Source organism: Nocardiopsis sp. L17-MgMaSL7, assembly GCF_003182025.1.
GTDB lineage: Bacteria > Actinomycetota > Actinomycetes > Streptosporangiales > Streptosporangiaceae > Nocardiopsis > Nocardiopsis prasina.
Genome location: NZ_QGTF01000002.1, coordinates 177441 through 203547 on the forward strand (window position 1 = coordinate 177441; position 26107 = coordinate 203547).

The following is a 26107-nucleotide window of genomic DNA, read 5'->3' on the forward strand; positions in this document are numbered from 1 at the left end:
ATCACGAGTGCGGGTGCCTCCCGCTGAGGGCGGAGGCTGCTCTTCGGAGTTCGGGGACGGCCTGGCGCAGGCGGTCCTGTGAGGTGTGTTCGGAGGGGCCGGACAGGGAGAGGGCGGCGAGCACCTCACCGGTCGGGCCGGTAACGGCCACCGCCGCGGCGGCGACGGCGACGTCGCGCTCCCCGATGGTCAGGCTGTGGCCGTCCCTGTCGATGTCGTCCAGTTCCCGGCGCACGCGTTCGGGGTCGAGCGGCTCCCCGGAGGCGTTGACGCACCCCTCCGACATCGCCACCACGGCCTCCCGCTCGTCCTTGGGCAGGTGGGCCGCGATGACCTTGCCGGATCCCACGTAGAGGGGGAACCAGCGGCCGATCGGAACCTGGTAGTGGAGCTGGGGACTGCCGTCGACCCGCACGGCGAGCACACGCTCGAATCCGCTGCGCACGTACAGGGAGGAGGTCAGTCCGGTGACCGAGGTCAGGCTCTGCATGACGGGACGGGCCCGCTGAGTGAGCTGGTCGTTGACCAGGAACCCGTGGGCCATGCGCAGCACGGCCACACCCAGGCGGTAGGTCTGGTTCTCCGTGACCACGAGGCCCCTGCGCTGGAGTACCGCCAGCGACCGGAGCACGGTGGCCGGGTGGAGGTCCACCAGACGGCACAGGTCCACCAGGCGCAGCGGGGTGTCGCTGCGTTCCAGGGCTTCCAGGACGTCCAGGGCACGCTCCACACTGCGCACCGTGGGCTGGCCCGACGACTCTGCGGCCACTGCGGAACCCCTCAGACTAGGGAGCTGGATGTCCCGCAAATGCTACAGGGCGGCGATCCTGGCCCGGGCCTCCTCCTCGCTGGCCCGCTTGTTCTCGGCGGCGGCCACGATCTCCTCCAGACGGTTCCTGGGGATGACGGTGACGCCGTCGTCGTCACCCACGATCACGTCGCCGGGGTTGACCACGACACGGCCCACGGAGACCGGGACCTGGAGCAGGCCGGGGCCGTTGCGGTAGGGACCGGCCGGGGTGACGGCGCGCGCCCAGGTGGGGAAGCCGATGGCGCCGAGGTCGTCGGCGTCGCGGATGGCGCCGTCCACCACGAACCCGGCGAGGCCGCGTGCCTTGGCGCGCCTGCCCATGAGGTCGCCGAGCAGGGCCCGGTGCGTGGCCGCCTGGCCGTCGATCACGAGGACGTCGCCGGGTGCCGCGGCGTCGATGGCCTCGTGGATGTGCTTGTTGTCGCCCCCGGCGGTCATCACGGTGAAGGCCGGTCCCACCACCTTCGCGCCCTTCCAGACGGAGGAGATGGCGGACTCGGCCACGTACAGGCGGTCGAGCACGTCACCGACATTGGCCGCGGGCAGCGAGCCCAGGCGTCGGTGGAGGTCTTCGGGGAGGGGTGTCGTCTGTCCCGTCATGGGGTTCCTTTCGAGGGCGCGGCCGCCGTGTTCGCTCGGCGACACAGCCAACATTTCACCTAGCGAAGTAACTTGTCAATGCATGAAATTATCTGCGGCGGCCGGTGCCACCTCGACGACGGACGGCAACCGTGGCCTCAGGCCGCGGTCTCCTGGTCGTCCTTCTGGAGGTAGGAGGCCAGGAACGCGACGACACCGAAGGTGGAGGCGAGGGTCACCGAGGGGACCAGCAGGTACTCGGAAGCCGCGCTGACGAGCCCGGGCAGCGACAGGATGGTGCCCAGCAGCTGCCCCAGCACCATGAGGATCGCGACGAGGAAGAACCCGGCGAACGTCGCGACGAAGAGGACCCGGAGGACGCTCAGTGCGATGTGGCGCGCCGACTGTGTGCGTTCGGACATCAGGTGTCCCTTTCTGTTCGGGCGGGCGGCGCGGTGCCGCCCGCCCCGGACCGCGGTGGGTCAGACGACGAAGATGGGCAGGATCCCCCAGCCCACGAAACAGGCCAGGAGGATGATCGGCACGAGGTAGAACAGGATCAGCGGCACGAAGGTCTTCTCCGCCTTGACCTGCACGATCCCCGAAGCGATGAAGATCGGAGCGGAGGGCGGGGAGGAGCCCTCGGTGGAGGCGGCCACCAGCGGCACGACCAGCGCGATCACCGGGTCCACGCCGACGGCGACGAGACTGAGGAAGGACACCTGGCCCACGGCGGTGAGGGCGGCGGTCGAGGTCAGCGGGATGGAGACGATCGCGACCAGCAAGACGGTCAGCGCCACCATGAGGACGGGTCCGGCGTTGAAGTAGCCCAGCACCTGCTCGACGTCCTCGGCCAGGCCGAGGTCCGCGAGCACACCGCTCGCGGCCATCGCGAAGATCAGCAGCGCGCCGATGGTGCCCAGACGCGGCATCGCGGCGAGCACGAAGTCGTACCACTGGCGCGCGTTTCCCGGCAGCTCGCGTCGGCCGACGATGGCGGCGATGAGGATGATCAGGATCGGGATCCACGTGATCAGCGAGATGTCGCCGAGCGCGTCCCCGAGCCGGTCCGGCGAGCCGAGGTAGTCCGAGAGCGGGCCGGTGGTCACGGCGATCGGGATGAGGGCGCCGAGGTAGATGAGGGTGGCGGGCCATCCGGTGCGCCACACCCTGGCGAACGGCAGGCGGGCCTCGTCCTCGGCGGCCCGCACACCGTCCACCCGGATGAAGGCGAACGCCACGACGAGGCGGTGCAGGACCTGATAGAGGCCCGTGACCAGCAGCGCGAGGTAGATGTCCCCGGTCGAGACCGCCGCACCCGCGAAGCCGAGCATGATCACCATGGACGAACTGGGCGGCAGGGCGGCGCCCATGCCCCCGTTGCCCGCGAGGACTGTGGCCGCGCGCGCACGACTGAAGCCGTTGCGCACCATCCAGGGTCCGGTGACCGAACCGGTGGAGGCGACGTTGCCCGAGTTGGAGCCTGAGAGCGCCCCCATCACACCGGAGGCGACGATGTCCACGTAGGCGGGACCGCCGCGCAGGCGCCCCAAAGCGGCGTTGAGGATGTCGAGGATCTTGTTGATGAGGCCGGTGCGCTCGATCATGTAGGCCATGAACACGAAGGCCAGCGCGGCGTAGATGACCTCATTCGAGGTGGTGTTCACGAGGCCGGAGACCATCGCACCGAAGAAGTCCCTGCCCGCGAACAGGCAGGTGGCGATGAAGCCGAGGAACATGGCCTCGCCCATGTTCCTCTTGAAGACGGCGCTCCAGACGATGATGACCGCGATGAAGGCGGCCAGGGCCAAGAGTGCGGAGGGCATGGGAGACTCCCGGGCTCGGTGATCAGGGAACGGCGGCGCGGAGTACGCCGCGGGTGGCGCGTGACCGTTCGGTGGAGTCGGACGGTCGGCCCGGTGGGGAGGTCGTCCTCGCCCACATAGTCGACACTTTTCACCTGCACGAAACAACGTTTCAAACAGTGAAGTGTAAGTTCGCTGTGTGAAGTGTGTCCCAGGTTACGTCGGACGTCAACCGTTCGCCAGAAATCTTCTGACCTGCGATGGAGCGGTCACACCGCGCACACGGCCGAGGGATCGCCCAAGGCACGCGTGGCGGGCGCCCCGCGGCGCTCCGTTCGTCGGCGCGGGGTCGCTCGGGCCCTGAGGCGGGACGGGGAACCGCCCTCCCGCCTCAGGGAGCGGGGGCGGACCTCAGTCCGACCCCCGTTCGGCGATGCTCTCGGCCAGGGCCAGCGTGCGCTGGGCCGCGGCCACCACCGGGGCGTCGATGAAGCGGCCGTCGGGCAGGGCGATCGCGCCGCCGCCCCGGACCGACTCCGCGGAAGCGCCCTCTGCCGCCTCCGCGATCTGGCGGGCGCGGGACACCTCCTCCTCGGAGGGGGTGAAGGCACGCCGGATCACCGGGACCTGCCGCGGGTGGATCGCCGAGCGGCCGAAGAGTCCGCCGTCGCGCCCGCGCAGGCAGGAGCGGTACAGGCCCTCGGTGTCCTGGACGTCGATGTAGGCGGCCATCCCCGGGGCGGCCAGTCCGGCGGCGGCCGAGGCGACGACGATGCGGGTCCGCAGCCAGGAGAAGGCCTCGTCTCCGCGAAGACCAAGCTCAGCGGTCAGGTCCGCCTCGCCCAGGGCCAACGAGCGCACGGCGGGGTGCGCCGCGATCTCCGGAGCGTTCTCCACGCCCCGCGCCGACTCCAGGAGGCAGTCCACGGGTACGCCGTCTCCGGCCGCCTCCACGACGAGGTCGACGTCCCCCGCCGACTCGATCTTGGGCACGCGCACCCCCTCCGCTCCCCCGGCTGCCACCGCGGCGGCGTCGAGCGCGAACCACTCGCTGTGCGGCGCGTTGATCCGCACGTGCACCCGCACCCCGTCGTCGGCCGCCCCGCGCTCTTCCAGGAAGGCCCGCACGTTGCGCCGGGCCGCTTCCTTCGCCGAGGGCAGGACCGCGTCCTCCAGGTCGAGGATGACGGCGTCGGCTCCGGAGGCGACCGCCTTGGCGAAGCGTTCGGGCCGGTCACCCGGTACGTAGAGCCACGTGACCAGTGGCGCCTGGGTGCCGTTCATCAGATGACCCCCGCTTCACGCAGCCCGGTCCGGGCCTCCTCGGAGTAGCCGAGCTCGGCCAGGACCTCGTCGGTGTGGCGGCCCTTGGGCGGGCCCACCCACCGGATCTCGCCGGGGCTCTCGGACAGGCGGAAGGGCACGTTCTGGATCGCCACGCTCCCGAGTTCGTCGTCCGGGACGTGCACGATCGTCTCCAGGGCCTGGTACTGCGGGTCGGTGGCGATGTCGGACGCGTCGTAGATGGGCGCGATGGCCGCCTGGGCACGGTCGAACTCCTCGATCACCTCGTCCGCGTCGCGCTCGGCGATCCACGAGCCGACGGCCTCGTCGAGTTCGTCGGCGTGCTCGTAGCGGGTGCGGCCGGACGCGAACCAGGGCTCGTCCACCAGGTCCTCCCGACCGACCAGGCGCATCACGCGCTCGGCGATGGACTGGGCGCTGGTCGAGATCGCCAGCCAGCGGCCGTCCCGGGTGCGGTAGGTGTTGCGGGGGGCGTTGCTGGTGGACCGGTTGCCGGTCCGCTCCGGGATCGCCCCGGTCGCGTGGTAGGCCGTGAGCTGGGGGCCCAGGACCGTGAGGATCGGCTCGATGATGGCCAGGTCGATCACCTGGCCCTTGCCGGTCTCCTCACGGTTGTGCACGGCGACCATGACGGCGTAGGCCACGGCGAGCGCCGCGATCCCGTCGGCCAGGGCCAGGGGCGGGAGCGTGGGCGGGCCGTCCGGCTGCCCCGTCATGGAGGCGAAGCCGCTCATGGCCTCGGCGAGCGTCCCGAAGCCGGGGCGGTGGGCCATCGGCCCCTTCTGCCCGAACCCGGTGACGCGGGCGATGATGAGCCGGGGGTTGCGTTCAAGGAGTTTCTCGGGGGACAGGTTCCAGCGTTCGAGGGTGCCGGGCCGGAAGTTCTCGATGAGGACGTCGGCCTCGTCCAGCAGGCGGAGCGCGACCTCCTGCCCCTCGGGCTGGGAGAGGTCGAGGGTGGTCGTGCGCTTGTTGCGGGCCAGCATCTTCCACCAGAGCCCGACCCCGTCCTTGGTGGGCCCGTGTCCCCGGGCGGGATCGCCCCGCCGGGGGTGCTCGACCTTGACGACGTCGGCCCCGAAGTCGCCCAGGTAGGTCGCGGCCATCGGACCGGCGAAGAGCGTGGCCGCGTCGACGACCTTCAAGTTGCCCAGTGATCTCATAGCAAACAACTTATAAGATATATGAACACACGCAAGGGGGTGGGCGAGGAATCCCACCCCACGAGACCCCGCCAGCCCCGGCGGGACAGCGACACCGGACCTCTAAGCTTGGTTCCATGAACATCGTGTCGACGGGGAGGTCCGCTCTTGTCCGCCTCTGGTAGCGGGGAGACAGCGGGGCTCCCGCGTACCGGGCGTCCCCCGACGAGCAAGGCCGAATACGTACACGAGACGCTGCGGCACGAGATCGTGAACGGGGTCCATCCCCCCGGGGCCTCCGTCAACCAGGACGAGGTCGCCACCCGCCTCGGGGTCTCCATCACCCCCGTGCGCGAGGCACTGCGCCGCCTGGAGAGCGACGGCCTGGTGACCTACCGCGCGCACCACGGCGCGACCGTCTCCGGGCTCGGCGTCGAGGCCGCCGAGGAACTCCGGCTCCTGCGCGCGTCGGTGGAGGGTCTGAGCGCGCGGCTGGCGGCCCAGCGCGTCACCGCCGCCCAGCTCGCCGAGCTCACCGAGGTCCACGACCGCATGGTCGCCGCACGCGACACGGCCGACTCGCAGGACCTGGCCCGGGACAGCCGCCTGTTCCACCAGATGGTCGCCGACGTCGGCGGCCCCGCCTTCCTGAGCGGTCACGTCCGCTCGCTCCGGCGCAACAACCCCATCCTGGAGACCGTCTCGCGCTGGAAGGACCCGGTCAAGGCCAGCCTGTACCTCGACGCGCACGCGCGGATGCTCAAGGCCTTCGCGCAGGGCGACGGGGCCGAGGCCGAACGCCTCATGGCCGAGCACATCCTGGCCTCCCCCGGAGAGGACGGGGCCCGCTAGGGAGAACTCTTCCCAGGCTCGCGCCGATGGCGGATCCGCCGCCGCGAGCCACTGGGCCGTCCACGGCGGGACGACGATCAAGGGTCAGCCCCGGCGCCGCTCACGGGCGTTGCGAGCCGGTACGCACTGGTACCCGCCGACCCTGACTTGTGAATTCCTGTGCTCATGACGCATCATGTCTTCGTGATCGCACATGTAATCGTTTCCATTCGGGTCGTCAGCCCCGGTGGCCACACCCCGGAACACGGCAGGGGCGGTGGTCCCGGGTGGTGAGCATCAAGGACGTCGCCGCCACATCGGGGCTGTCCGTGGCCACCGTCTCCCGGGCCCTGAACGGGCACCCGTCCGTCAGTGACGGCGCCCGTCAGAAGGTCCTCGCGGCCGTCGACGCCCTGGGTTACCGGCCCAACGTCGTGGCGCGCTCCCTGCGCACCGACCGGACCGGCACCATCGGCCTGGTCATCAGCGACGTCCTCAACCCCTACTTCACCGAGCTCGCCCGGGCCGTGGAGGAGGAGGCCCGCGCCCTGGGGTACAGCGTGATCATCGGCAACGCCGACGAGCGGGCCGACCTGGAGGACCACCACGTCCGGGGTCTGCTGGAGCGGCGCATCGACGGTCTGCTGGTCTCCCCCGCGGACGGCCGCTCCCCCACCACGCTCGAAGCCGCCGCCGGACCCACCCCCGTGGTCTTCGTGGACCGCTGGATCGCCGGTGCCGACGCCCCCGTGGTGCGCGCGGACGGCAGGGACGCCATCCGCAACCTGGTCGACCACCTGTTCGCACTGGGCCGCCGCAGGATCGCCGTCATCACGGGCCCGGCCGCCACAACCACCGGCCGCGAACGCCTCGACGCCTTCCGCGAGGCCCTGGCCGGACACGGCCTCCCGCTCCCGGAGGCCTACGTGGGACGGGGCGACTTCCAGGCCGAGAGCGGCCGCCTGGCCACCGAACGCTTCCTCGACCTGCCCGAACCCCCGGACGTCGTCTTCGCCACCGACAACCTCATGGCGCTGGGCGCCCTCGACGCGATCTCCGCGCGGGGCCTGCGCGTGCCGGACGACATCGGGCTGGCCGCCTTCGACGACATCCCGTGGTTCTCCCACACCGACCCGCCGATCACCACGATCTCCCAGCCCACCGCCGAACTCGGGCGGGTCGCGGTACGGGCCCTGGCCGCGCTCATCGCGGGCGAACCGGCCACCTCGACCGTCCTGCCCGCCCATCTGGTCGTCCGCCGCTCCTGCGGCGAGCCCGCCACTCCACCCCGAGGAGGAGCCGCACGTGAGTAGCCCGCACGAACTGCTGCGCATCGAGGGCGTACGCAAGGCCTTTCCGGGGGTGGTGGCCCTCGACGACGTCGGCTTCGACCTCCGCCGAGGCGAGGTCCACGCCCTGCTCGGCGAGAACGGAGCCGGGAAGAGCACCCTCATCAAGGTGCTCTCCGGTGCGCACCGCCCCGACCGGGGCCGCCTCCTCGTGGACGGCGAGGAGGTCGTCATCCGCGACGCCCAGGACGCCGCGCGCCTGGGTATCGCCACCATCTACCAGGAGTTCAACCTGGTCCCCGACGTCACGGTGGCCGAGAACATCTTCCTGGGGCGTCAGCCCCGCCGGTTCGGGCTCATCGACCACAGGCGGATGGAGGCCGAGGCGGCGCTGCTGCTGGACCGGGTGGGCGTGAACGTCTCCCCGCGCGCCAAGGTACGCGGACTGGGCATCGCCCAACTCCAGATGGTGGAGATCGCCAAGGCGCTGAGCCTGGACGCGCGGGTCCTCATCATGGACGAGCCCACCGCCGTGCTCACCACGGGGGAGGTCGAGCGGCTCTTCGAGATCGCCGGGCGCCTGCGTGACGAGGGCGTGGGAATCGTCTTCATCACGCACCACCTGGAGGAGATCGCCGCGCTCGCCGACCGCGTGACGGTCCTGCGCGACGGCCGTTCGGTGGCCCACGTGGGCGCCGACACCCCCGAGGACGAGCTGGTGCGCCTGATGGTGGGGCGCAGCATCGAGGAACAGTACCCGCGCGAGCGCCCCGAGCCCGGTGAGTCGCTGCTCCGGGTGCGCGGCCTGACCCGGACCGGTCACTTCCAGGACGTGGACCTCGACGTGCACGCGGGCGAGGTCGTCGGGCTCGCCGGGCTCGTGGGCGCGGGCCGCACGGAGGTCGCGCGCTCGGTGTTCGGGGCCGACCCCTACGACGCGGGCGTGGTCGAGGTGCTCGGCCGCTCGCTGTCCGGCGGGGACGTCAACGCCGCCATGCGGGCCGGGCTCGGCCTGGTCCCCGAGGACCGCAAGGGTCAGGGCCTGGTTCTGGACGCCTCCGTGGAGGAGAACCTCGGCCTGGTCACCCTCGGCCCGACCAGCCGGGCGGGGTTCGTGGACCGCTCGGGGCAGCGGGCCTCCGCCCGGCGGATCGCCGGTGAACTCGGGGTCCGCATGTCCGGCATCGACCAGCACGTGCGCACCCTGTCCGGCGGCAACCAGCAGAAGGTCGTCATCGGCAAGTGGCTGCTGGCCGACTCCAAGGTGCTGATCCTCGACGAGCCCACACGCGGCGTGGACGCCGGCGCCAAGGTCGAGATCTACCGCCTGGTCAACGAACTGACCGCCTCCGGGCACGCGGTGCTGATGATCTCCAGTGACCTCCCCGAGGTGCTGGGCATGAGCGACCGCGTCCTTGTCATGGCCCAGGGCCGCATCACCGGGGAGCTGACCGCCGAGGACGCCACGCAGGACGCCGTGATGTCCCTGGCTCTGGCCGCCGCGCCCCGCACAGAAGAGAACGGAGTGGAGGGCCCCCATGGCCACTGACACAGAGAAGACCGGCGGCGTCTGGCCCGCCCTGCGGCGTTTCCTGTTGGAGAACGGCGCACTGACCGCCCTGGCCGTCCTGGTCGTGGTCATGTCGCTGCTGTCCGGCGACTTCCTCACCGCGCAGAACCTGCTCAACGTGGGTGTCCAGGCGGCCGTGATCGCGGTCCTGGCGTTCGGTGTGACCTTCGTGATCATCGCGGGCGGGATCGACCTGTCCGTGGGTTCGGTCGCGGCGCTGTCCGCGACGGTGCTGGCGTTCCTGGCGACGGTCGAGGGGGTCCCGGTCTGGTTGGCGCTGCCGTTGGCAGCCGCCACGGGTACCGCGTGCGGTCTGGTCAACGGTGCGTTGATCGCCTACGGCAAGCTCCCGCCGTTCATCGCCACCCTGGCGATGCTCTCCGTGGGGCGCGGTCTGTCCCTGGTGATCTCCGAAGGCAGCCCCATCGCGCTGCCGGACTCCGTGGCCGCCCTGGGGGGTTCGATCGGTGGTTGGCTGCCCGTGCCGGTGCTGATCATGGTCGTGATGGGCCTGGTCACCGCCGTCATCCTGCGCCGCACGTTCACGGGCCGCGCGATGTACGCGATCGGCGGCAACGAGGAGGCGGCGCGCCTGTCCGGTATCCGGGTCAAGCGCCAGAAGCTGGGCATCTACGCGCTGTCGGGCCTGTTCGCCGCGGTGGCCGGTGTCATCCTGGCCTCCCGTCTGGCCTCCGCGCAGCCGCAGGCCGCGCAGGGGTACGAGCTGGACGCCATCGCCGCCGTGGTCATCGGCGGTGCCAGCCTGGCCGGTGGCGTCGGGACGGCCTTCGGCACGCTGATCGGTGCGCTCATCCTCGCGGTGCTGCGCAACGGGCTGAACCTCCTGTCGGTCTCCGCGTTCTGGCAGCAGGTCGTGATCGGTGTGGTCATCGCCCTGGCGGTCCTGTTCGACACCCTGCGCCGACGCTCCGGTGGTGCTGGCGGCGGCACCGGGGCCGGAGCTTCGGTGAGCAGGGGCCGACGCGGGATCCAGCTCGCGATCGCGGCCGCGGTCACCGCCGTGGTGGTGGGCGCGCTGTCCTTCCTCGTCCCCAACTCCTCCTCCGACGGTCCCCGCGTGGGAATGTCGGTGTCCACGCTCAACAACCCGTTCTTCATCCAGATGCGGGACGGCGCCCAGGCCGAGGCCGACGAGGCCGGGGTGAACCTGGTGGTCACCGACGCCCAGGATGACGCCTCCCAGCAGGCGGACCAGATCCAGAACTTCATCAGCACCGGTGTGGACGCCATGGTGGTCAACCCGGTGGACTCCGACGCCGCCGGTCCCCCGGTGGGAGGCGCCAACAACGCCGACATCCCCGTGATCGCGGCCGACCGTGGGGTGACCGACGCCGAGGTCGCGACCCTGGTGGCCTCCGACAACGTCGAAGGTGGGCGTTTGGCTGCGCAGGCCATGGCCGAGGCGCTCGGTGAGGAGGGCCGGATCGTGGTCCTCCAGGGCACCCCTGGCACCTCCGCCAGCCGTGAGCGCGGAGCCGGATTCGAGGAGGGCATCGCGGAGTTCCCGGACATCGAGGTGGTGGCGGAGCAGACCGCCGACTTCGACCGCTCCAAGGGGCTCGACGTGATGACCAACATGTTGCAGGGCAACGGCGACATCGACGGTGTGTTCGCGGAGAACGACGAGATGGCCCTGGGCGCGGCTGCCGCGCTGTCCTCGCGTGGCGAGGAGGCCGTGGTGATCGGCTTCGACGGCACCCCCGAGGGTCTGGAGGCGGTGGCGGACGGCGTGCTGCACGCCTCGATCGCCCAGCAGCCCGCCGAACTGGGCAGGACGGCGGTGCGCAACGCCATCGCCGCCGCCAACGGTGAGGCCTTGGAGAAGACCGTGATGGTCCCCGTCGAGGTCGTCACCGAGGAGAACGTCGAGGACTTCTCCTGACCAGGTGAGCACTGCTGCGTGACGGCATGAGGGAGGGCCCGGGGCATGCGCCCCGGGCCCTTCATCACGATCCTCCGAGCACGCCCTCGCCGCCTCGCTCCAGGCCCGCAACCCGCACCTGATCATCTGGTACGGAGAGCGGACCGGCTCCTACTGGGTCGCCAGCCCCGCCGGCCTCACCAAGGTCCCCGACGCCCAGCCCCTGGACCGCCCTCTGATGTCCCCTGAGTGTCATCGGGGAGACCGCCCACTGCGACATGCGGCCCTCAGAAGGCTCGTTCTGACTGCTCTGTGCGTACTGTGCGGCCCCTCAGCACCGACATGACACTATGGTTCGGCCGCTGGGCGCGGTGCGAAACGGAAACGGAAGACATGGAACGCGAACTCGCCGCTGAGCTGGGCACAGAGGAAACGTGCACCCTGGAGTTCAAGCGAGAGATCAGAAGCCTCGATATCGTTCGCAAGGCCGTGTGCGCGATGGCCAACGACCTCACCAACAAGGGTGGTGGTGACGTTCTGGTCGGGGTCCGGGATGACGGGACGGTCGATCCGGAGCTGGACACCTCCGACAGGGCACTGCTCAACCTGGCGAACCTTCGCGATGACGGCAAGATCCTGGACCGTCCGTCCTTCACCGTAGAGCGCGCGCTCTTCAATGGCGAGTCGATCATCCACATCCATGTCGAGGCCTCACCCGCCCCGCCGGTCCGACTCAACGGTGTGGCCTGGGTGCGCCCGGGTCCCACCACGCGGAAGGCCACGGCGGACGATGAGCGCATCCTCACCGAGCGCAGGCGTCACAAGACACTCCCTTTCGACAGTCACGCCTGGCCGGGAAGCTCCGTCTCCGACTTGGACATCCAGCTCTTCCGCGGCACCTATCTGCGCTCCGCGGTCTCGGACGAGGTCCTGGAAGAGAACCACCGCCCAGAGGAGCAACAGCTCGCCTCACTGCGTCTACTCGACCCGGGCTCACAGAGGGCGACTGTTCTGGGACTCCTCCTCATCGGTCTGGATCCGACCGCTTGGCTGCCCGGTGCCTACACCCAGTTCGTGCGCTACGACGGCGACAACATGGACTCCGCGGTGGTCGACGACCAGGAGATCCGTTCCAACGTGGTCGACACGGCCGAACGGCTGGACGCGGTACTTCGCGGACACCTGCACACGCGGCTCGTCGAAACCGGTGGGTTCCGTGAGGAGAGCCGCCCCGACTATCCGCTCCCAGCGCTGCGCGAGGCTGTCATGAACGCCGTGATGCACCGCAACTACGAGTCGTCCAACGCCCCCATCCGCATTCTCTGGTTCGTGGACCGAGTGGAGATCAGCAACCCGGGTGGCCCCTACGGTGCCGTCCGTGAGGACAACTACGAGCACGTCAACGACTACCGGAACCCCTCACTGGCAGGAGCGATGAAGAACCTCGGCTACGTCAACCGTTTCGGCCGTGGCATCGGCCGCATCATGACTGCCTTGGAGAGCAACGGGAACCCGCCTCCGGAGTTCACGGTTGGTGAGTCCCACTGGTCCGTCGTGGTGAGGAGAGCCCGATGACGTCGGTCGCGCTGTTCAACAACAAGGGCGGTGTCGGCAAGACGACGCTGGTCTACCACCTCGCGCACATGTACCAGAGGCAGGGCAAACGAGTCCTGGCCGTCGACCTGGACCCACAGTCCAACCTGACCTCGTTCTTCCTCGACGAGGATGACCTGTCATTTCTGTGGGACGAATCCGAACCGACCATTCCCGGCCATCAGGGAAGACTCTTCTCCCGGTTCGATCTCGGCGGCGTCTGGACCATCGCCCAGGCGGTCGACCCGATCGTCAAGGGCACGGGAGACATCAAGGCGGTCGATCCCATCGAGGTGGTCGAGAACCTGTGGCTGATCCCCGGAGACCTGGAGCTCAGCCGATTCGAGGACGAGCTGTCCGCCAACTGGACCAGGGGATTCGGCGGAGACGAGAAGGCACTGCGCACCACCTCGGCCTTCCACCGCATCATCCAGAAGGCGCAACGGAGGATCGATCCTGACATCACCCTGATCGATATCGGTCCGAACCTGGGCGCTATCAACCGGGCGGCGCTGCTGTCCTCGGACACCGTCCTGATGCCCCTGGCAGCCGACCTGTTCTCCCTGCGGGGTCTTCGCAACCTCGGTCCCACGCTTCGCGAATGGCGCGAGAAGTGGCAGAAAACCGTCCTGCCCTGGGCACCCGACGGACTCGACCTTCCACCCGGGCACATGGCACCGCTCGGTTACGTGATCATGCAGCCGGGCATGCGCCTGGACCGCCCGGTACAGGCCTACCAGCGTTGGCTCGACCGGATCCCGGTCGTCTACGACCGCTTCGTCCTGGACAGTTCCGTCCGATCGAGGAACACCGAGCACGAGATCGCCACCATCCGCAACTACCGCAGTCTCATGCCCTTGTCACACGATGCCCGCAAACCCATGTTCGACCTGCGAGCCGGAGACGGCGCCCTCGGCAGTACCCAGGCCTTCGTCCAGACCTGCTACCGGGACTTCCGGGATCTGGTCGAGAAGATCGACGACCGCCTGGCCCAGTCCTCCAGGGCTCCGAGGCCTGGGAGCATCTAGAGCGGCGCGAAGCCGAATCTGTCTCTGTCTGCTGTCCGCCCTGGGAGTCCGTCGCACGCTGGCTCAGGGCGCGTGCCTCGTCGGAGAGGGCGAGGACCGGCACCCTCCCGAACAACTTCCGCGAGGCCACGAGGCCGGAAAACCACCGGGCGGTCCGGGTTCGGATTCGGGTCTCGGCCGGCGCCGATGGCAATCAAGATCGCCAATCCCACCGGCCTCACCGAGGTCCCAGACACCCAGACCCTCGCCCGCCTCCTACCCCCGCTCCTCGAACTCTGGTGACTCCGTCGATCAAGCACGGTGGTGGCCGCCCCAGCCCGGGACGGCCACCACCGTGTCTCAGGCATCAGCGTCAGGCTGCGGAGGCGACCAGGTTGGATTCTTCGTCCAGCCAGATCCGTTGGTGCTGGGCGGACACCGTGAGACCGAACCGCGCGTGACCGGGGCGACCCTCCCGTCGCCACCACCGGTAGGCGGACTCCAGCTCGGCGAACAGCTCCCGTGAACCGTGCTGACGGACCTCATAGCCGGTCCCCCGCTGTTCCGGGTCGATGTGCCAGGACGCCCAGGAGGCGGTGTCGGGGTCGACCAGGTAGACCGTGAACCGTCCATCCCCTGCCTCCGCGAACTCGACCCGGTTCAGCACGGTGGGCATGCGCAGCCCGATGGCGAACCTCGCGTCGAAGTCGTTGATCGGCTCGTACGGGTGCAGTTCCGTTCGGCTGGTCTCGAACCCCTGTTCCTCGGGGTGGACGTAGGTCTCGACGACGTTCCTCGGCACGCGCTGGTCACGCACCCACATGAACACCACGCCACCCCCGAAGCGCCCGTGCGCCGTGCCATGTGATCCGACCCGGAGTTCCGCGAGGACCCCGTTGTGGAAGGCGTTGCCCCAAGGGGTGAGTATCCTCCCGCCAGGACAGGTCTGGGCGACCCAGTGGTAGGGGACCCGTTGCACGGCGGCGGTGCAGATCACCCGGTCATAGGGGGCGCGGGCAGGCCAGCCCTGGGTTCCGTCACCGGTGACCACCAGCGGGGTGAACCCGGCCGACATCAAGCGGATCCGGGCCAGCTCGGCCAGCTCCGCGTCCACCTCGATGCTGGTCACCTCGCCGTCACCGAGCAGGTGCGACAGGAGGGCCGCGTTGTACCCGGTGCCGGTTCCGATCTCCAGTGCGCGCATACCCGGGAACACGTCCAGTCGGCGAAGCATGTCGGCGACGATCGACGGTTGCGAGGCGGAGCTGCTCGGACACCCGGAGCCGCCCTCGGCGCCGTCGTCGGTCTGGGTGACGACCGGGATGTCGTCATAGGCCAGCTCGAACCACCGGGCCTCGTCCCGGAGCCGGTCCACGGTGGCGCCGTTCAGACTGGTGATCCGGTCCGGGAGGAAACGGTGTCGCTCGACTTTCTCGAACGCGGTGCGCCAGTGCGGGGACAGGTCGCCCGCCTGTACGAGGCGGGCGACCAGCTTTTCGTGTTCAGGAAGCACTACTTGTCGCCCCTCTCGTGCTTGCCGCAGCCAAAGCCCCCGTCATCGGGGGTGAGCGAAGGGATCGGCGGCTTGTGCCCATCGGAGGTGGGGTTGTCGTCGTGCTTGCCGCGCACGGCGGTGATGAACACGGGCTGCTCCAGATGTGGGGGGTTATCGCTTATGTCGGCAGAGTCAGACTAGGGAGCAGCGGGAGCGGACGAAAGCGGAACGCGTGTACATGCAGGACAAGCCGATGACCGGCGAGCGTGGGTGCGAAGGGATGTGATCGCACCGAACCGGTGGTCGACCCCGTAGCCCTCGTAGATGATCCCGGTGCGCGCCACGTGGGCTGGTCCGGGAGGTCCGGTATCCGGGAGGCTGGCGCACCCGGCGGCGACCGCACTTCTCCGTACTGCGGTCGCCACCGGAACACGCACGCGGCCCGGGTCAGGAGGTCGGGTGGGGAACCGCCGGGACGTGGAGCGGGCCGTTGATCAGCAGCGACGGGATCGGGGCCCGGTCCCGCCCCTCCTCCGTGAGGGCGATCCCCGGCAGGGCCGTGAACAGCTCCTCCAGGGCGACCCGGGCCTCCATCCGGCCCAGGTGGGCGCCCACGCAGAAGTGCGCTCCGTGTCCGAAGGACAGGTGCTCCTTGGACGCGCGGTCCGGGTCGAAGACCTCCGGGCGGTCCGGGTTCAGCTCCGGGTCCCGGCCGGGGGCGCCGAAGGCGACCAGGATGGGTTCGCCCTTGCGGATCAGCACACCGCCGACGTCGATGTCCTCCACCGCGTAGCGCAGCGGCACGTACTTGGCGGGCGGGTCGAGGCGCAACGATTCCTCCACCACCTCGTCGGCCGCCAGCGAGCCGTCGACCAGGCGGTCGCGGTACTCGGGGTGCGCCAGCAGCGAGTACACCGAGTTGGCGATGAGGTTGACGGTGGTCTCGTACCCGGCTCCGATCATGAGCAGGAGCGTGCCGATCAGGTCCGCGTGGGGCAGCGGCTCGCCCTCGGGTGGAGCCACCAGGTCCCCGGTGAGGTCCGCGGCAGGATGGGCGCGCTTGTGCTCGGCGAGCAGCTCCAGGCAGGTCAGCAGTTCCAGCTGCTGGGCCAGGACCGCTTCAGGCTCGGCCGTGGTGTCGACGCCCGCGTCCATCGCCGTGCCGAGCCGATCCCGCAGCTCCTCGGGGACACCGAAGAGTTCGCTGATCACCCACATGGTGAGCGGGCGGGCCAGGGCCGCGCGCAGGTCCACCTCCTGGCCGGGTTCGGTGGCGGCGATGTCCGCGACCAGCGAGCGGGCCCGATCGCGGACGGTGTCCTCCATCCGGCGGATACGGCCGGGGGTGAAGGCGGGGGTGACCTTGCGGCGCAGCCTTCGGTGTTCCTCCCCGTAGCGGTTGATGAAGCTCTCCAGGAAGACCAGGGCGGCCAGTGGCCAGTCGTGTCCGACCTGGTCGTGGTCGGGCCAGTGCGCACGGAAGTCCCGGGAGACCCTCGGGTCGCTCAGCAGTTCCCGGAGGAGGTCGTGTCGGGTGATCGCCCAGGCGACCAGGTTTCCGGGGAGCTCCACACGGACGGCGGGCTCACGTTGGCGCAGTTCGGCGACCTCTTCGTGGAAGGCGGTGCCGTCGGGGCGTAAACGGTACGGACAGCCGGATTCGGGGGGTGTGATGGCGGCCTCCTGTGGTGAGGGTGGCGGTCCGGCCGCTGGGCGCGGCCGGTCCCACACCCTCGTTCTACGTCGCCGGGGTCGCCCTGACAACAGTGGCCGGTTCCCAGGCACGGTCCACCACGCGCACCAGCCCGCGGTCGGTGATCTTCACGCTCGGGGACACCGCCAGGGTGAGGGTCGACAGACTCATGAAGGCGTTGCGGTTGTCCCATCCCCAGGCGGCCAGCTCGGCGCGGAGCCGGCGGGAGGCCTCGGCCACCTCGTCCGCGGGCCGCTCCGACATCACCCCGCCGATGGGCAGGGGCAGCCCGGCACCCGGTCCGTCCTCGCGGACCAGCCGCATGCCACCGCCCCAGGACACCACGTCGGCGGTGGCGGTGAGCAGGGCGTCCTCGGTGGTGGCGACCACGGTGAGGTTGTGGCTGTCGTGGGCGTAGGTCGTGGCGAAGGCGCCCGCACCGAGGTCCTGGCCGACGACCGGGGCGAAGGCCACCCCGCCGTGCCCGGTGTGGCGTTCGAACACGGCCACCACGGCGGTGCGGCCCTGCCAGTCGACCACCCCGTCGCGGACCGGGAGCACCACCTCGTCGGGTTCGGTGTAGGTGTCCACGCCGTTCACCCGCATCGCGCGGAAGGCGTGCTCACCGTCGGGCAGGTCGACCCGCCAGCGCGCGGTCTCGGCGCGGGGGGCGTCGATCCGGACGGTCGCGCCGAACCCGTGCTCCGGCGCGGGGCCGGGGCCGTCGACCGGGGCGCCGTCGCGGCCCACCACCTCCCCTCCCGCGATGGTCACGACGGGGGTGAGCTCGGTGAGCGAGCGCAGGAGCACGAGGTCGGCGCGCTTGCCGGGGGTGACGGTCCCCCGGTCGTCCAGGCCGAGCCTGCGGGCGGGCTGGAGGGTGAGCGCGCGCAGCACCGCCAGCGGGGGCAGACCGCGTTCCAGAGCCACCGAACCCACCCGGTCCAGGTGGCCGGTGGTCACGATGGCGTCCACGACGATGTCGTCGGTGACCAGGCAGAAGACGGGCAGGTGGGGCAGGTCCAGGAGGGCGCGGACGACCTCCGGTGTCAGGCACTTCTCCTGGAGCATGAGCAGCATGCCCAGGCGGGCCTTCTCCACGGCGACCTCGGCGGTGTTCTTGCAGTGGTCGGAGTCGATCCCGGCCCACAGGTACTCGCCCAGTTCCGCGCCGGAGAGGTTGGGGCAGTGCCCGTCCAGGCGCACGCCCCGGCGCCGGGCCGCGTCGATGATGGCGTGCATGCGGGGGTCGCCGTTGACCACCGCCCGGTAGTCCATCACCTCGCCGAGCGTGGTGACGCCCTCCCACTCCAGCATCTCCGCGATGTCGGTGTGGTCGAGCCGCGCCCCGGCGGTCTCGAACCCGTCCAGCGCGGGCACACACGAGGGCACCGCCCAGCGCATGGACTGCGCCGTGTCGCCGCCCTGTTCGATCATCCAGGCCTGCCCGTCGCGTCCGGCGACGTTGACGATCTCGTGGGCGTCGGCGAGCACGGTCGTGGTGCCGCGCGCCAGCGTGACCCGGGCGAACTCGGCCGGTGCCAGCAGCGAGCTCTCGATGTGCATGTGGGCGTCCACGTAGCCGGGCGCGACGACGAGCCCGGTGGCGTCGAGGGTCCGTTCGGCCCGCACCGGCGTCCCCGGGGGCAGCACCGCGCGGACGCGGTCACCGCTCACGGCGACGTCGGCCCGCCACACCTGGCCGGTGTGCACGGAGACGACCTCCCCGCCTTGGATGAGCAGGTCTGCGCTGAGCTGGGCGTGGGACATCGGTGTCGGGTTCCCTTCGGGTGGGCGGGTGCCTGGTTCAGGGGGCTGGTGCGTGCCTGGTTCAGGCGGTGGGGCGCGTGCGGTGGCGGGCGATGCCCTCGGTGAGCAGGGCGGAGAACGCGTCGGCGTCGACGGTACGGCCCACGCGTACGTTGCGGGTGCGGTCGGGTGTGCGCACGTCGGCGACGAGGGCTCCCCGGGTGAGTTCACCGGAGCACTCCACGGACGCGCTGCCCTCCTCCCAGCCGATGAGGTCGGGGTGGCTGACGGCCGCGACGGCCAGGGCGTCGTGCACGGGGACGGCCGGGACACCGAACCGTTCCAGGTAGCGCACGGCGTAGGCGCGCAGGAGTTCTCCGGCGATCCCTGCGGTACCGGGCAGGGCGGCCAGGTGTTCGGCCTCGGAGAGCGGGTACAGCGCGGCGCGGGTGACGTCCAGCCCCACGATCCGCACCGGCAGGCCGGACTCCAGGACGTAGCGGGCCGCCTCGGGGTCGGCGTGGAAGTTGAACTCCGCCGCCGGGGTGACGTTGCCCTGGGCGAAGGCGGCCCCGCCCATGATGACGATCTCCCTGAAGGCCGGACCGGCCTCGGGGTGGCGGGCGAGCATGGCCGCGACGTTGGACAGCGGGCCGATCGCCACGAGGGTCAGTTCGCCCGGGGACTCCAGGGCCTTTTCCGCGAGCCAGTCCACGGCGTGGCCGGGGGTCAGGGGCCGGGGCGGGGAGTCCGGCACCAGTCCGCCCAGTCCCCCGGCTCCGTGCATGGGTTCGTCCCGGATGCGTGAGGCGCGGGCGATCGGTCCTGCCAGCCCGGAGACCAGCGGGAGTTCGGTCGGCGCCCCGGCGAGGTCGAGCACGTGGGCGGCGTTGCGGTTCACGTCGGCGAGCGAGACGTTGCCCGCGACGGTGGTCACTCCGCGCACGTCCAGGAGCGGTGAGGCCAGGGCCAGCAGGAGGGCGACGGCGTCGTCGACCCCCGGGTCGCAGTCGATCACGATGGGCGCGGGCACCGGTCCTCCTCCGTTGACGGGGTCGTCGCTCACTTGGCGACCTCCTCGGTGAAGCGGTCCAGCCAGGCGGAGCGCTCGTTCGCGAGCAGTTCGAGGTCGCCCTGGTGGTAACCGCTGGCGACCGGGTCCGAGGCCGCCTCCCGGGAGACCTGTTCCATGAGCGTGGTGGGTTCGGCCCCCAGCGCCACGGGCTTGTCGTAGAGCGCCTCGGCCATGCCCTCCTGGATCTCGGGGCGCAGCAGGAAGTCGGTGAAGGCCCGTGCCCCGGCCGGGTTGGGGGCTCCCTCCACCACCTGCACGGTGTTGGCGGTCATCACCCTTCCCTCGTCGGGGGCGGCGAAGCCGACGGGCTGGCCGGCCTCCACGGACCCCATGGCGAAGTTGTCGAGGCCGGGCGCCATCGCGATCTCACCGCGTTCCAGCAGGCTGGTGAGCTCGGTGGAGCCGGTGTAGAACTGGAGCGCGTCGGGGCCGATCTCGGCCAGCGCCTCGAACCCGGCGCCGGCGTCGGAGGGCCCGGACCCGAAGTGCTCCCCGGCGGCGAGGACGAACATCGGGCCCGCCGACACGGAGATGTCGGGAAGCGCGTAGCCGCCCTCGGGCTCCGCCCAGAGGTCGTCCCAGGACTCGGGCGCCTCGTCCACCATGTCGGTCCGGTACATCAGGCCGAGGAGCTGGAAGGTGTAGGCGGGGCCGTACCCGTCGGGGTCCACGGCCCAGGGCTGGATGGCGTCGAGGTTGGGCACGTCCTCGCTGCTGACCGGGGCGAACAGCCCCATGTCCTTGCCGATCTGCGCGTAGTAGTCGGAGATCAGGACGACGTCGGTGTCGGGCCGCTCGGAGTTGATCCTCAGCTTGGTGAGCCGCCCCGCGTTGTTCCCGGTGTCCAGGACCACCCGGATACCGGTCTCGGCCTCGAAGGGTTCGGCGACGACCTGGGTGAACTCCTCGGTGGCGAACGCGAAGGTGCTCACCACCAGGGTGTCGGGGTCGTCCTCGCGGACGGGTGCGCAGGAGGCGGTCACGGTGGCCAGGGCCAGCGCCCCGGCGAGGACGGCGGTCATCCGCGCCCTGCGTGCGGGTCGGTTCATCCGGTCGTCACCTCACGGGCGGGCAGTTCCACCAGGTGGCGGTGGGGCAGGGCGATGCGGACGGGGTCGCCGGGGCGCAGGTCGTCGCTGGGGTGCAGCACGCGCAGCACCGAACCCGGTCCCTCGGCCCCGTTGATGGCCGCCTCGACCAGGCAGTTGCTGCCCTGGAAGGTGACCTCGCCGACGGTGCCGTCCAGGCCGGTCTCACCGGACTCCTCGCGGGCCTCGCCGGAGAGCAGCCGCACGTGTTCGGGCCGGACGGTGACGGGCCCGTGCCCCGGCACCTCGGGGAAGTTGTCGTATCCCAGGAACTCGGCTACGAACCGGTTGGCGGGACGCGGGAACACGTCCCGGGGCGAGCCCTGCTGTTCCAGTCGGCCCTCGTTGAGGATGACCATCGTGTCGGACAGCTCCAGCGCCTCGTCCTGGTCGTGGGTGACCAGGACGGCGGTGAGGCCGGTCTCGCGCTGCACGCGCAGGAGTTCGCGCCGCATCTGCACCCGGAGCTGGGCGTCGAGGTTGGACAGGGGTTCGTCCAGGAGCAGCACGGAGGGGCGGATGGCCACGGCGCGGGCCAGGGCCACGCGCTGCTGCTGGCCGCCGGAGAGCTCGGCGGGCTTGCGGTCGGCTAGGTGGGCGAGACCGACCAGGTCGAGCGCCTCCTCCGCGCGACGCCTGACCTCGTCCGAGGCCACCTTGCGGGTGCGCAGGCCGTAGCCGACGTTGTCGCGCAGCGTCATGTGCGGGAAGAGCGCGTAGGACTGGAAGACCATGCCGATGTTGCGCTTCTCGGGCGGCGTGCGGGTGGCGTCCACGCCCTCCAGGAGGATGCGCCCGGAGGTGGGCTGGAGGAACCCGGCGATCATCCGCAGGGTGGTGGTCTTGCCGCAGCCGCTCGGGCCGAGCAGGGTGGTGAACTCCCCCTGGCGCACGGTCAGGTCCAGTTCGGCGACGGCGGTGGTGCCGCCCTTGCCGCCCCGGTCCCCGAAGATGTGGCTGACGCGGTCGAGTTCGACGACGGGTGTCATCTGTGTGTCTCCTTCTTCCCGGCGGGCGGGCTTCCCGGTCATCGGCCGAAGACCTTCGTGAAACCGACCAGGCGTTCGGTGGCGAGGGCGACCGCGACGCTGAGCGCCAGGAGCAGCACGCTGACCGCGGCGACGACGGGGTCGAACGAGGACTGGACGTAGTTGAGCATCTCCACCGGCAGGGTGGCCACGCCGGGGCCGGTGAGCAGCAGGGACAGCGGAACGTTGTTCAGCGAGGTGATGAAGGCGAGGATGGTGGCCGAGAGGATGCCCGGAGCCATCACCGGAAGGGTCACCGTGAGGAAGGTGCGCACCGGTCCGGCGCCCAGCCCCCGGGCCGCCTCCTCCAGCCGGGCGTCGGCCAGGGCCAGCGAGGCCCCGACCACCCGGACGGTGTACGGGAGCAGCAGGACGGCGTGGCCGACGATCAGCGCGCCGACCGCGGTCACCCGCATGCCGACCATGAGCTGCTGGAACAGGGCCAGGCCCAGGACCAGCTCGGGGACCACAATCGGGGCGAAGAACAGGTTCTCCATGATCCTGCGCCCGCGCGGGTTGCCCCGGTGCAGCGCCAGGGTCGCGGGGACGCCCAGGGCCAGCGCGATCACAGTCGAGACCGCCGCGACCAGCATGCTGGTGCCGAAGGAGTCGATGAACGGGCCGTAGGCCAGGGCGGCGGAGAACCAGCGCAGGGACAGGCCCTCCGGCGGGAAGGCGAGCGTGCTTCCGGCGGTGAAGGCGACCCCCACCAGGATCACCACGGGGCCGAGCATCAGCACGAAGGCGGCCGCCGCGAGCAGGGAGAGGAACGGGCGTCTCAGGATCATGAGGTGGTGCTCCCGATCTTGCCGAGCCGACCGGACAGCGCGCCGACCACCAGCACCAGGGCGGTCATCACCAGGGCGATGGCGCTGGCCGAGGGCCAGTCGAGGCTGACGTTGACCCGGCTGTAGAGCAGGGTGGACAGGAGTCGCTCGCGGGGCCCGCCGAGCAGCTGGGGCGTGGTGAAGGCGGTGACCGCCCCGGCGAAGACCAGGGTGCATCCCACCAGGGCGCCGGGCAGGGCCAGCGGGAAGACGACGTCGCGGAACGCGCGGCCGGGCGAGGCGCCGAGTCCGCGGGCCGCCTCCTCCAGGCGGTGGTCCTGCTGGGAGAGGCTGGAGTAGGCCGACAGGATCATCAGGGGCAGGAAGAGCTGGACCAGGCCGAGCACGATCGCCGTCTCGGTGTAGAGCAGCTGGACGCGGCCCAGGCCCAGGGCCTCGCTGACCTTGCTGATCAGCCCGTTGCCGCCGAGCACCACGATCCAGCCGTAGGTCCGCACGACGGTGTTGAGCAGGAGCGGGAAGATCGCCAGGGCCAGGAGGCGGCCGGGCCAGGGACCCGGTGCCCGTGAGATGAGGTAGGCCACCGGGAAGCCCATGAGCAGGCAGAGGGCGGTGGTCAGGACGGCGACGCGGACGGTGCGCGCGATCACCGGGAGCAGGTAGGGGTCGGTGAGGAGGCTCCCCGTCTCCCGCGCGACCGTGGCGGGGTCGCCGTCGGGCGGCCAGGCCAGGGTGGCCACGACCGGGTAGCAGAAGGCGAAGAGCATCACGGCGAGCCCGGGGACGAGCAGCACCGTGACGGGTGGGCGTGGGAGGAGACGGCGGCGCGAAGCGACTCGGGCGGCCTCTGCGGTGGGTGACGGGCGGGACAATTCCACTCCCGGTCGCTGTCGGCGGGTGTTCGGAGTTTGTGTGGTGTCTCATCTGCGATGACACCTGCAAGCGCTTCTGCAAGCGCTTGCAACACCGTAACCTTCAGGTGGGCACCGAGCCAAGCCCACGGCCGCGAATGTGACCGGGGGCACCGTGACCTGCGAGGAGTCGGAATGGCGAGCTTGGACGACGTGGCCAGGGAGGCCGGCGTCTCGGCGTCCACCGTGTCGCGGGCGATGTCGCGGCCGACCATGGTCGCCGAGTCCACCCTGCTGCGGGTGCGCGCCGCCGCCGAGCGGCTGGGCTTTCGCGCCAACCCGGCCGCCCGGGCCCTGACCACCGGGCGCAGCGGCTTCTTCGCCATGCTCGTCCCCGACCTGGACAACCCCTTCTACTCCACCACCGCCACCGCCGCCCAGGACCTGGCGGGCGAGACCGGCCGCCGCGTGATCATCGCCGTCACCGGCGGCGACCCCGTTCGTGAGGCGGCGGCGCTGCACGACCTGGAGGACCAGGTGGACGGGTTCGCCGTGCAGTCCCCGGTGAGTTCGGCGGCCGAGCTGAAGGAGGCGCACGCGCGCAAACCGGTGGTGGCGATCAACCGCCGGGTGCCGGGGCTGGCCTCGTTCACCGTGGACACCCCCGGGGGCCTGGGCGTGGTCTACGACCGCCTCGTGGAGCTCGGGCACCGCGAGGTCGCCTACCTCGCGGGGCCGCCGAGTTCGTGGATGGACCGGCACCGGCGCGCGGAGCTGGTCGAGCACGCGGCCCGGACCGGGCTGCGGGTGCGGGTCCACGGCCCGGTACGCCCGGCGTTCGCCGAGGGGGTGGCCGCGGCCCGCGGGATCGTCGACTCCGGCTGCACGGCGGTGCTGGTCTACAACAGCCTGCTGCTGCTGGGGGTGATGTTCGAGTTCGGACGTCTCGGTGTACGGGTGCCCGAGGACATCAGTGTCGCCGCCGCCGACGACATCGCCCTGGCCGACCTGCCCGGACCACCGATCACCGCCGTACGCACCCCCGCCGACGAACTGGGGCGCGCGGCGGTGACCGCCCTGTCCGCGATGGTGGACGGGGACCGGGACGACCGGCCGAGGGGACGGCGGCTGCCCACGACCGTGCGGCTCACCGACTCGCTGGCGCCGCCGCGTACAGCGTGACCGTTGCGACCCCGCCGACCTGTCCGAAACCCGGGGCCGTCCCGCGGTTCTTCGCTTCCCTATGTGGAGAACTCCTGACATTCTCCCCCAGGAATGGCCCTGGACCCCGAGGAGTTCGACGAATTCACTTGCCATTCTGATTTCCCGTGGCGCACTCTGTTGGATACCGACGAGCCGGGACAACGACCCGCAGGACAGCGGCCCTCACCAGCGATGACACCCGACCGTCGGGCCACGGGAAAGGATCGGGAATTCCCTCCCCGGCCGCCACCCCTTCGCGCTTCGACCCGAAAGGCATTCCATGAGAACGCACAGATTCCTCTCCGCCGCCCTCGGCGGCACCGCCCTCTCCTGAGAACGCCCCGGCTCCCGTGACCTCGCGCCAGGCCGGGAGCCGGGGTCGGGCCGCAGCGATAGGGTTGCCCTTGCCGCGCACTCCCGTGAGGTGTCCGGGGGTCGACGAGGCACCGCCGGGGGCTGCGCGCGACCCTGCCGTCTCCCCCGCCCGAGAGGAAGTGTCGTGCCGAGGCCGCTGCTCGCCGACGAGATCGCCCAGAACCTCCTGGACCGCATCGTCGACGGTGACCTGCCCTCAGGAGGCAGACTGCCCTCCGAGAACGAGCTGGGCCAGGAGTTCGACGTCAGCCGCCTGACCGTGCGCGAGGCGATCCGGACGCTCCAGGCCCAGAACGTGGTCGAGGTGGTACGGGGGCGGGGCACCCTCGTGCGCCCCGTGGACGAGTGGACCGGCCTGGAGGCGGTGCTGCGCGCCACGGTGCGCGGCGGTGACGACCTCACCGCTTCGCTTCAGCTCATCCAGGTGCGGCGGATGATCGAGACGGGGGCGGCCGCGCTGGCCGCCGAGCACCGGGACGCCTCCGACCTCGCCGCCCTGGAGCAGGACCTCCAGGGGATGCGCGACGCGCACGAGCGCGGCGATCTCGCGGCGTTCGTGGAGCACGACATCCACTTCCACGACGTGATCCTGTCGGCGACCGGGAACGTGTTCGTCGCCGTGCTGTTCGAGCCGTTGTCGCGGGTGATGCGCGAGAAGCGCCGGCAGACCTCCTCGATCCCCGCCATCCAGGCCCACGCGATCGACGAGCACGGCCGGGTACTGGAGGCGATCCGCTCGGGCGACGCGGAGACGGCCCGGCTCGCCATGGAGAGCCACATGGCGCAGACCGCGCGCGATCTGCGCGAGCACGTCTTCGGCCTGCCGGACTGACCGGCCACCCCGCACCGGTCTCACACCACCCCATGGAGGGCCCGTAACCCCCGCCCTCACGTATCCCGGCCCGAGCGCCCCAGGTCCGCGCTCGGGCTTTTGACCGCCCTCACCTG

Annotated in this window: 23 protein-coding genes; 8 read left to right on the forward strand and 15 right to left on the reverse strand. The window is 70.8% G+C overall.

The annotated features are described in order from the left end of the window. Position 1 precedes the first annotated feature (1 nt). The 6 genes from BDW27_RS03460 to BDW27_RS03485 all read right to left on the reverse strand — a co-directional run bounded on the left by BDW27_RS03460 (position 2) and on the right by BDW27_RS03485 (position 5663). Positions 2 to 769, reverse strand: coding sequence for an IclR family transcriptional regulator (locus BDW27_RS03460; RefSeq protein WP_233515620.1), 768 nt, complete (start codon positions 767 to 769; stop codon positions 2 to 4). 42 nt (positions 770 to 811) lie between these two features. Beyond that, a complete protein-coding gene (locus BDW27_RS03465; protein WP_017545447.1) occupies positions 812 to 1411 on the reverse strand; it encodes an RraA family protein in 600 nt (199 codons plus the stop codon). 137 nt (positions 1412 to 1548) lie between these two features. Further along, positions 1549 to 1812 carry a hypothetical protein gene (locus tag BDW27_RS03470; RefSeq protein ID WP_017545446.1) on the reverse strand — a complete coding sequence of 88 codons (264 nt, stop codon included), beginning with the start codon at positions 1810 to 1812 and terminating at the stop codon, positions 1549 to 1551. A gap of 60 nt (positions 1813 to 1872) precedes the next feature. Next, on the reverse strand, positions 1873 to 3216 hold the full coding sequence (locus BDW27_RS03475) for a TRAP transporter large permease subunit (protein WP_110048207.1): 1344 nt from the start codon (positions 3214 to 3216) through the stop codon (positions 1873 to 1875). 390 nt (positions 3217 to 3606) lie between these two features. Then, positions 3607 to 4479, reverse strand: a complete 873-nt coding sequence (locus BDW27_RS03480) for a CoA ester lyase (protein ID WP_110048208.1) — start codon at positions 4477 to 4479, stop codon at positions 3607 to 3609. Next, positions 4479 to 5663 carry a CaiB/BaiF CoA-transferase family protein gene (locus BDW27_RS03485; RefSeq protein ID WP_026129421.1) on the reverse strand — a complete coding sequence of 395 codons (1185 nt, stop codon included), beginning with the start codon at positions 5661 to 5663 and terminating at the stop codon, positions 4479 to 4481. Before BDW27_RS03485 ends, BDW27_RS03480 begins: the two co-directional genes overlap by 1 nt. Positions 5664 to 5810: 147 nt before the next feature. On the opposite strand from BDW27_RS03485, the gene BDW27_RS03490 reads away from it, so the two are divergent. From BDW27_RS03490 to BDW27_RS03515, 6 genes are all read left to right on the forward strand, one after another. Continuing rightward, complete coding sequence (locus BDW27_RS03490) at positions 5811 to 6494, forward strand: GntR family transcriptional regulator (protein WP_110048209.1); 684 nt, start codon at positions 5811 to 5813, stop codon at positions 6492 to 6494. Positions 6495 to 6760: 266 nt separating this feature from the next. Next, positions 6761 to 7786, forward strand: a complete 1026-nt coding sequence (locus tag BDW27_RS03495) for a LacI family DNA-binding transcriptional regulator (protein ID WP_110048210.1) — start codon at positions 6761 to 6763, stop codon at positions 7784 to 7786. Continuing rightward, complete coding sequence (locus tag BDW27_RS03500; RefSeq protein WP_110048211.1) at positions 7779 to 9311, forward strand: sugar ABC transporter ATP-binding protein; 1533 nt, start codon at positions 7779 to 7781, stop codon at positions 9309 to 9311. Before BDW27_RS03495 ends, BDW27_RS03500 begins: the two co-directional genes overlap by 8 nt. After that, the gene (locus BDW27_RS03505; protein ID WP_110048212.1) at positions 9301 to 11235 is read left to right on the forward strand and encodes a substrate-binding domain-containing protein; all 1935 of its coding nucleotides are present in this window, start codon (positions 9301 to 9303) and stop codon (positions 11233 to 11235) included. Before BDW27_RS03500 ends, BDW27_RS03505 begins: the two co-directional genes overlap by 11 nt. Before the next feature lie 372 nt (positions 11236 to 11607). Further along, positions 11608 to 12789, forward strand: coding sequence for an ATP-binding protein (locus BDW27_RS03510; RefSeq protein ID WP_017545438.1), 1182 nt, complete (start codon positions 11608 to 11610; stop codon positions 12787 to 12789). Continuing rightward, the gene (locus BDW27_RS03515; RefSeq protein ID WP_110048213.1) at positions 12786 to 13835 is read left to right on the forward strand and encodes a ParA family protein; all 1050 of its coding nucleotides are present in this window, start codon (positions 12786 to 12788) and stop codon (positions 13833 to 13835) included. The genes BDW27_RS03510 and BDW27_RS03515 overlap by 4 nt, the downstream gene beginning before the upstream one ends. 352 nt (positions 13836 to 14187) lie before the next feature. On the opposite strand, the gene BDW27_RS03520 is transcribed toward BDW27_RS03515, so the two are convergent. The 9 genes from BDW27_RS03520 to BDW27_RS03555 form a co-directional block, all read right to left on the reverse strand. Then, positions 14188 to 15327, reverse strand: coding sequence for a methyltransferase domain-containing protein (locus tag BDW27_RS03520; RefSeq protein ID WP_110048214.1), 1140 nt, complete (start codon positions 15325 to 15327; stop codon positions 14188 to 14190). Then, entirely contained in the window at positions 15327 to 15458 is a 132-nt protein-coding gene (locus tag BDW27_RS27980) for a hypothetical protein (protein ID WP_255421450.1), read from the reverse strand. The genes BDW27_RS03520 and BDW27_RS27980 overlap by 1 nt, the downstream gene beginning before the upstream one ends. A gap of 298 nt (positions 15459 to 15756) precedes the next feature. Beyond that, positions 15757 to 17040, reverse strand: a complete 1284-nt coding sequence (locus BDW27_RS03525; protein WP_370446415.1) for a cytochrome P450 — start codon at positions 17038 to 17040, stop codon at positions 15757 to 15759. Between the two features lie 7 nt (positions 17041 to 17047). Then, positions 17048 to 18772, reverse strand: a complete 1725-nt coding sequence (locus tag BDW27_RS03530; protein WP_110048216.1) for an adenine deaminase C-terminal domain-containing protein — start codon at positions 18770 to 18772, stop codon at positions 17048 to 17050. 61 nt (positions 18773 to 18833) lie between these two features. Next, a complete protein-coding gene (locus BDW27_RS03535; RefSeq protein WP_110048435.1) occupies positions 18834 to 19784 on the reverse strand; it encodes a nucleoside hydrolase in 951 nt (316 codons plus the stop codon). 29 nt (positions 19785 to 19813) lie between these two features. Continuing rightward, entirely contained in the window at positions 19814 to 20875 is a 1062-nt protein-coding gene (locus tag BDW27_RS03540) for an ABC transporter substrate-binding protein (protein WP_110048217.1), read from the reverse strand. Next, positions 20872 to 21903 carry an ABC transporter ATP-binding protein gene (locus BDW27_RS03545; RefSeq protein ID WP_110048218.1) on the reverse strand — a complete coding sequence of 344 codons (1032 nt, stop codon included), beginning with the start codon at positions 21901 to 21903 and terminating at the stop codon, positions 20872 to 20874. Before BDW27_RS03545 ends, BDW27_RS03540 begins: the two co-directional genes overlap by 4 nt. Before the next feature lie 38 nt (positions 21904 to 21941). Next, entirely contained in the window at positions 21942 to 22730 is a 789-nt protein-coding gene (locus tag BDW27_RS03550; protein WP_110048219.1) for an ABC transporter permease, read from the reverse strand. Then, complete coding sequence (locus tag BDW27_RS03555) at positions 22727 to 23524, reverse strand: ABC transporter permease (RefSeq protein ID WP_017545428.1); 798 nt, start codon at positions 23522 to 23524, stop codon at positions 22727 to 22729. The genes BDW27_RS03550 and BDW27_RS03555 overlap by 4 nt, the downstream gene beginning before the upstream one ends. Before the next feature lie 252 nt (positions 23525 to 23776). Here BDW27_RS03555 and BDW27_RS03560 point away from each other — a divergent pair, with 252 nt between their 5' ends. Then, positions 23777 to 24763, forward strand: coding sequence for a LacI family DNA-binding transcriptional regulator (locus BDW27_RS03560; protein WP_110048220.1), 987 nt, complete (start codon positions 23777 to 23779; stop codon positions 24761 to 24763). Between the two features lie 520 nt (positions 24764 to 25283). After that, positions 25284 to 25991, forward strand: a complete 708-nt coding sequence (locus BDW27_RS03565) for a FadR/GntR family transcriptional regulator (RefSeq protein ID WP_110048221.1) — start codon at positions 25284 to 25286, stop codon at positions 25989 to 25991. The last annotated feature ends 116 nt before the right edge of the window (positions 25992 to 26107 follow it).

What these genes read in the sequence shown, in the direction of transcription:
- BDW27_RS03465 (WP_017545447.1), bottom strand. Translation starts at nt 1,411, where the DNA reads ATGACGGGACAGACGACACCCCTCCCCGAAGACCTCCACCGACGCCTG.
- BDW27_RS03470 (WP_017545446.1), bottom strand. Translation starts at nt 1,812, where the DNA reads ATGTCCGAACGCACACAGTCGGCGCGCCACATCGCACTGAGCGTCCTC.
- BDW27_RS03475 (WP_110048207.1), bottom strand. Translation starts at nt 3,216, where the DNA reads ATGCCCTCCGCACTCTTGGCCCTGGCCGCCTTCATCGCGGTCATCATC.
- BDW27_RS03480 (WP_110048208.1), bottom strand. Translation starts at nt 4,479, where the DNA reads ATGAACGGCACCCAGGCGCCACTGGTCACGTGGCTCTACGTACCGGGT.
- BDW27_RS03485 (WP_026129421.1), bottom strand. Translation starts at nt 5,663, where the DNA reads ATGAGATCACTGGGCAACTTGAAGGTCGTCGACGCGGCCACGCTCTTC.
- BDW27_RS03505 (WP_110048212.1), top strand. Translation starts at nt 9,301, where the DNA reads ATGGCCACTGACACAGAGAAGACCGGCGGCGTCTGGCCCGCCCTGCGG.
- BDW27_RS03510 (WP_017545438.1), top strand. Translation starts at nt 11,608, where the DNA reads ATGGAACGCGAACTCGCCGCTGAGCTGGGCACAGAGGAAACGTGCACC.
- BDW27_RS03515 (WP_110048213.1), top strand. Translation starts at nt 12,786, where the DNA reads ATGACGTCGGTCGCGCTGTTCAACAACAAGGGCGGTGTCGGCAAGACG.
- BDW27_RS03530 (WP_110048216.1), bottom strand. Translation starts at nt 18,772, where the DNA reads ATGTCCCACGCCCAGCTCAGCGCAGACCTGCTCATCCAAGGCGGGGAG.
- BDW27_RS03540 (WP_110048217.1), bottom strand. Translation starts at nt 20,875, where the DNA reads ATGAACCGACCCGCACGCAGGGCGCGGATGACCGCCGTCCTCGCCGGG.
- BDW27_RS03545 (WP_110048218.1), bottom strand. Translation starts at nt 21,903, where the DNA reads ATGACACCCGTCGTCGAACTCGACCGCGTCAGCCACATCTTCGGGGAC.
- BDW27_RS03550 (WP_110048219.1), bottom strand. Translation starts at nt 22,730, where the DNA reads ATGATCCTGAGACGCCCGTTCCTCTCCCTGCTCGCGGCGGCCGCCTTC.
- BDW27_RS03560 (WP_110048220.1), top strand. Translation starts at nt 23,777, where the DNA reads ATGGCGAGCTTGGACGACGTGGCCAGGGAGGCCGGCGTCTCGGCGTCC.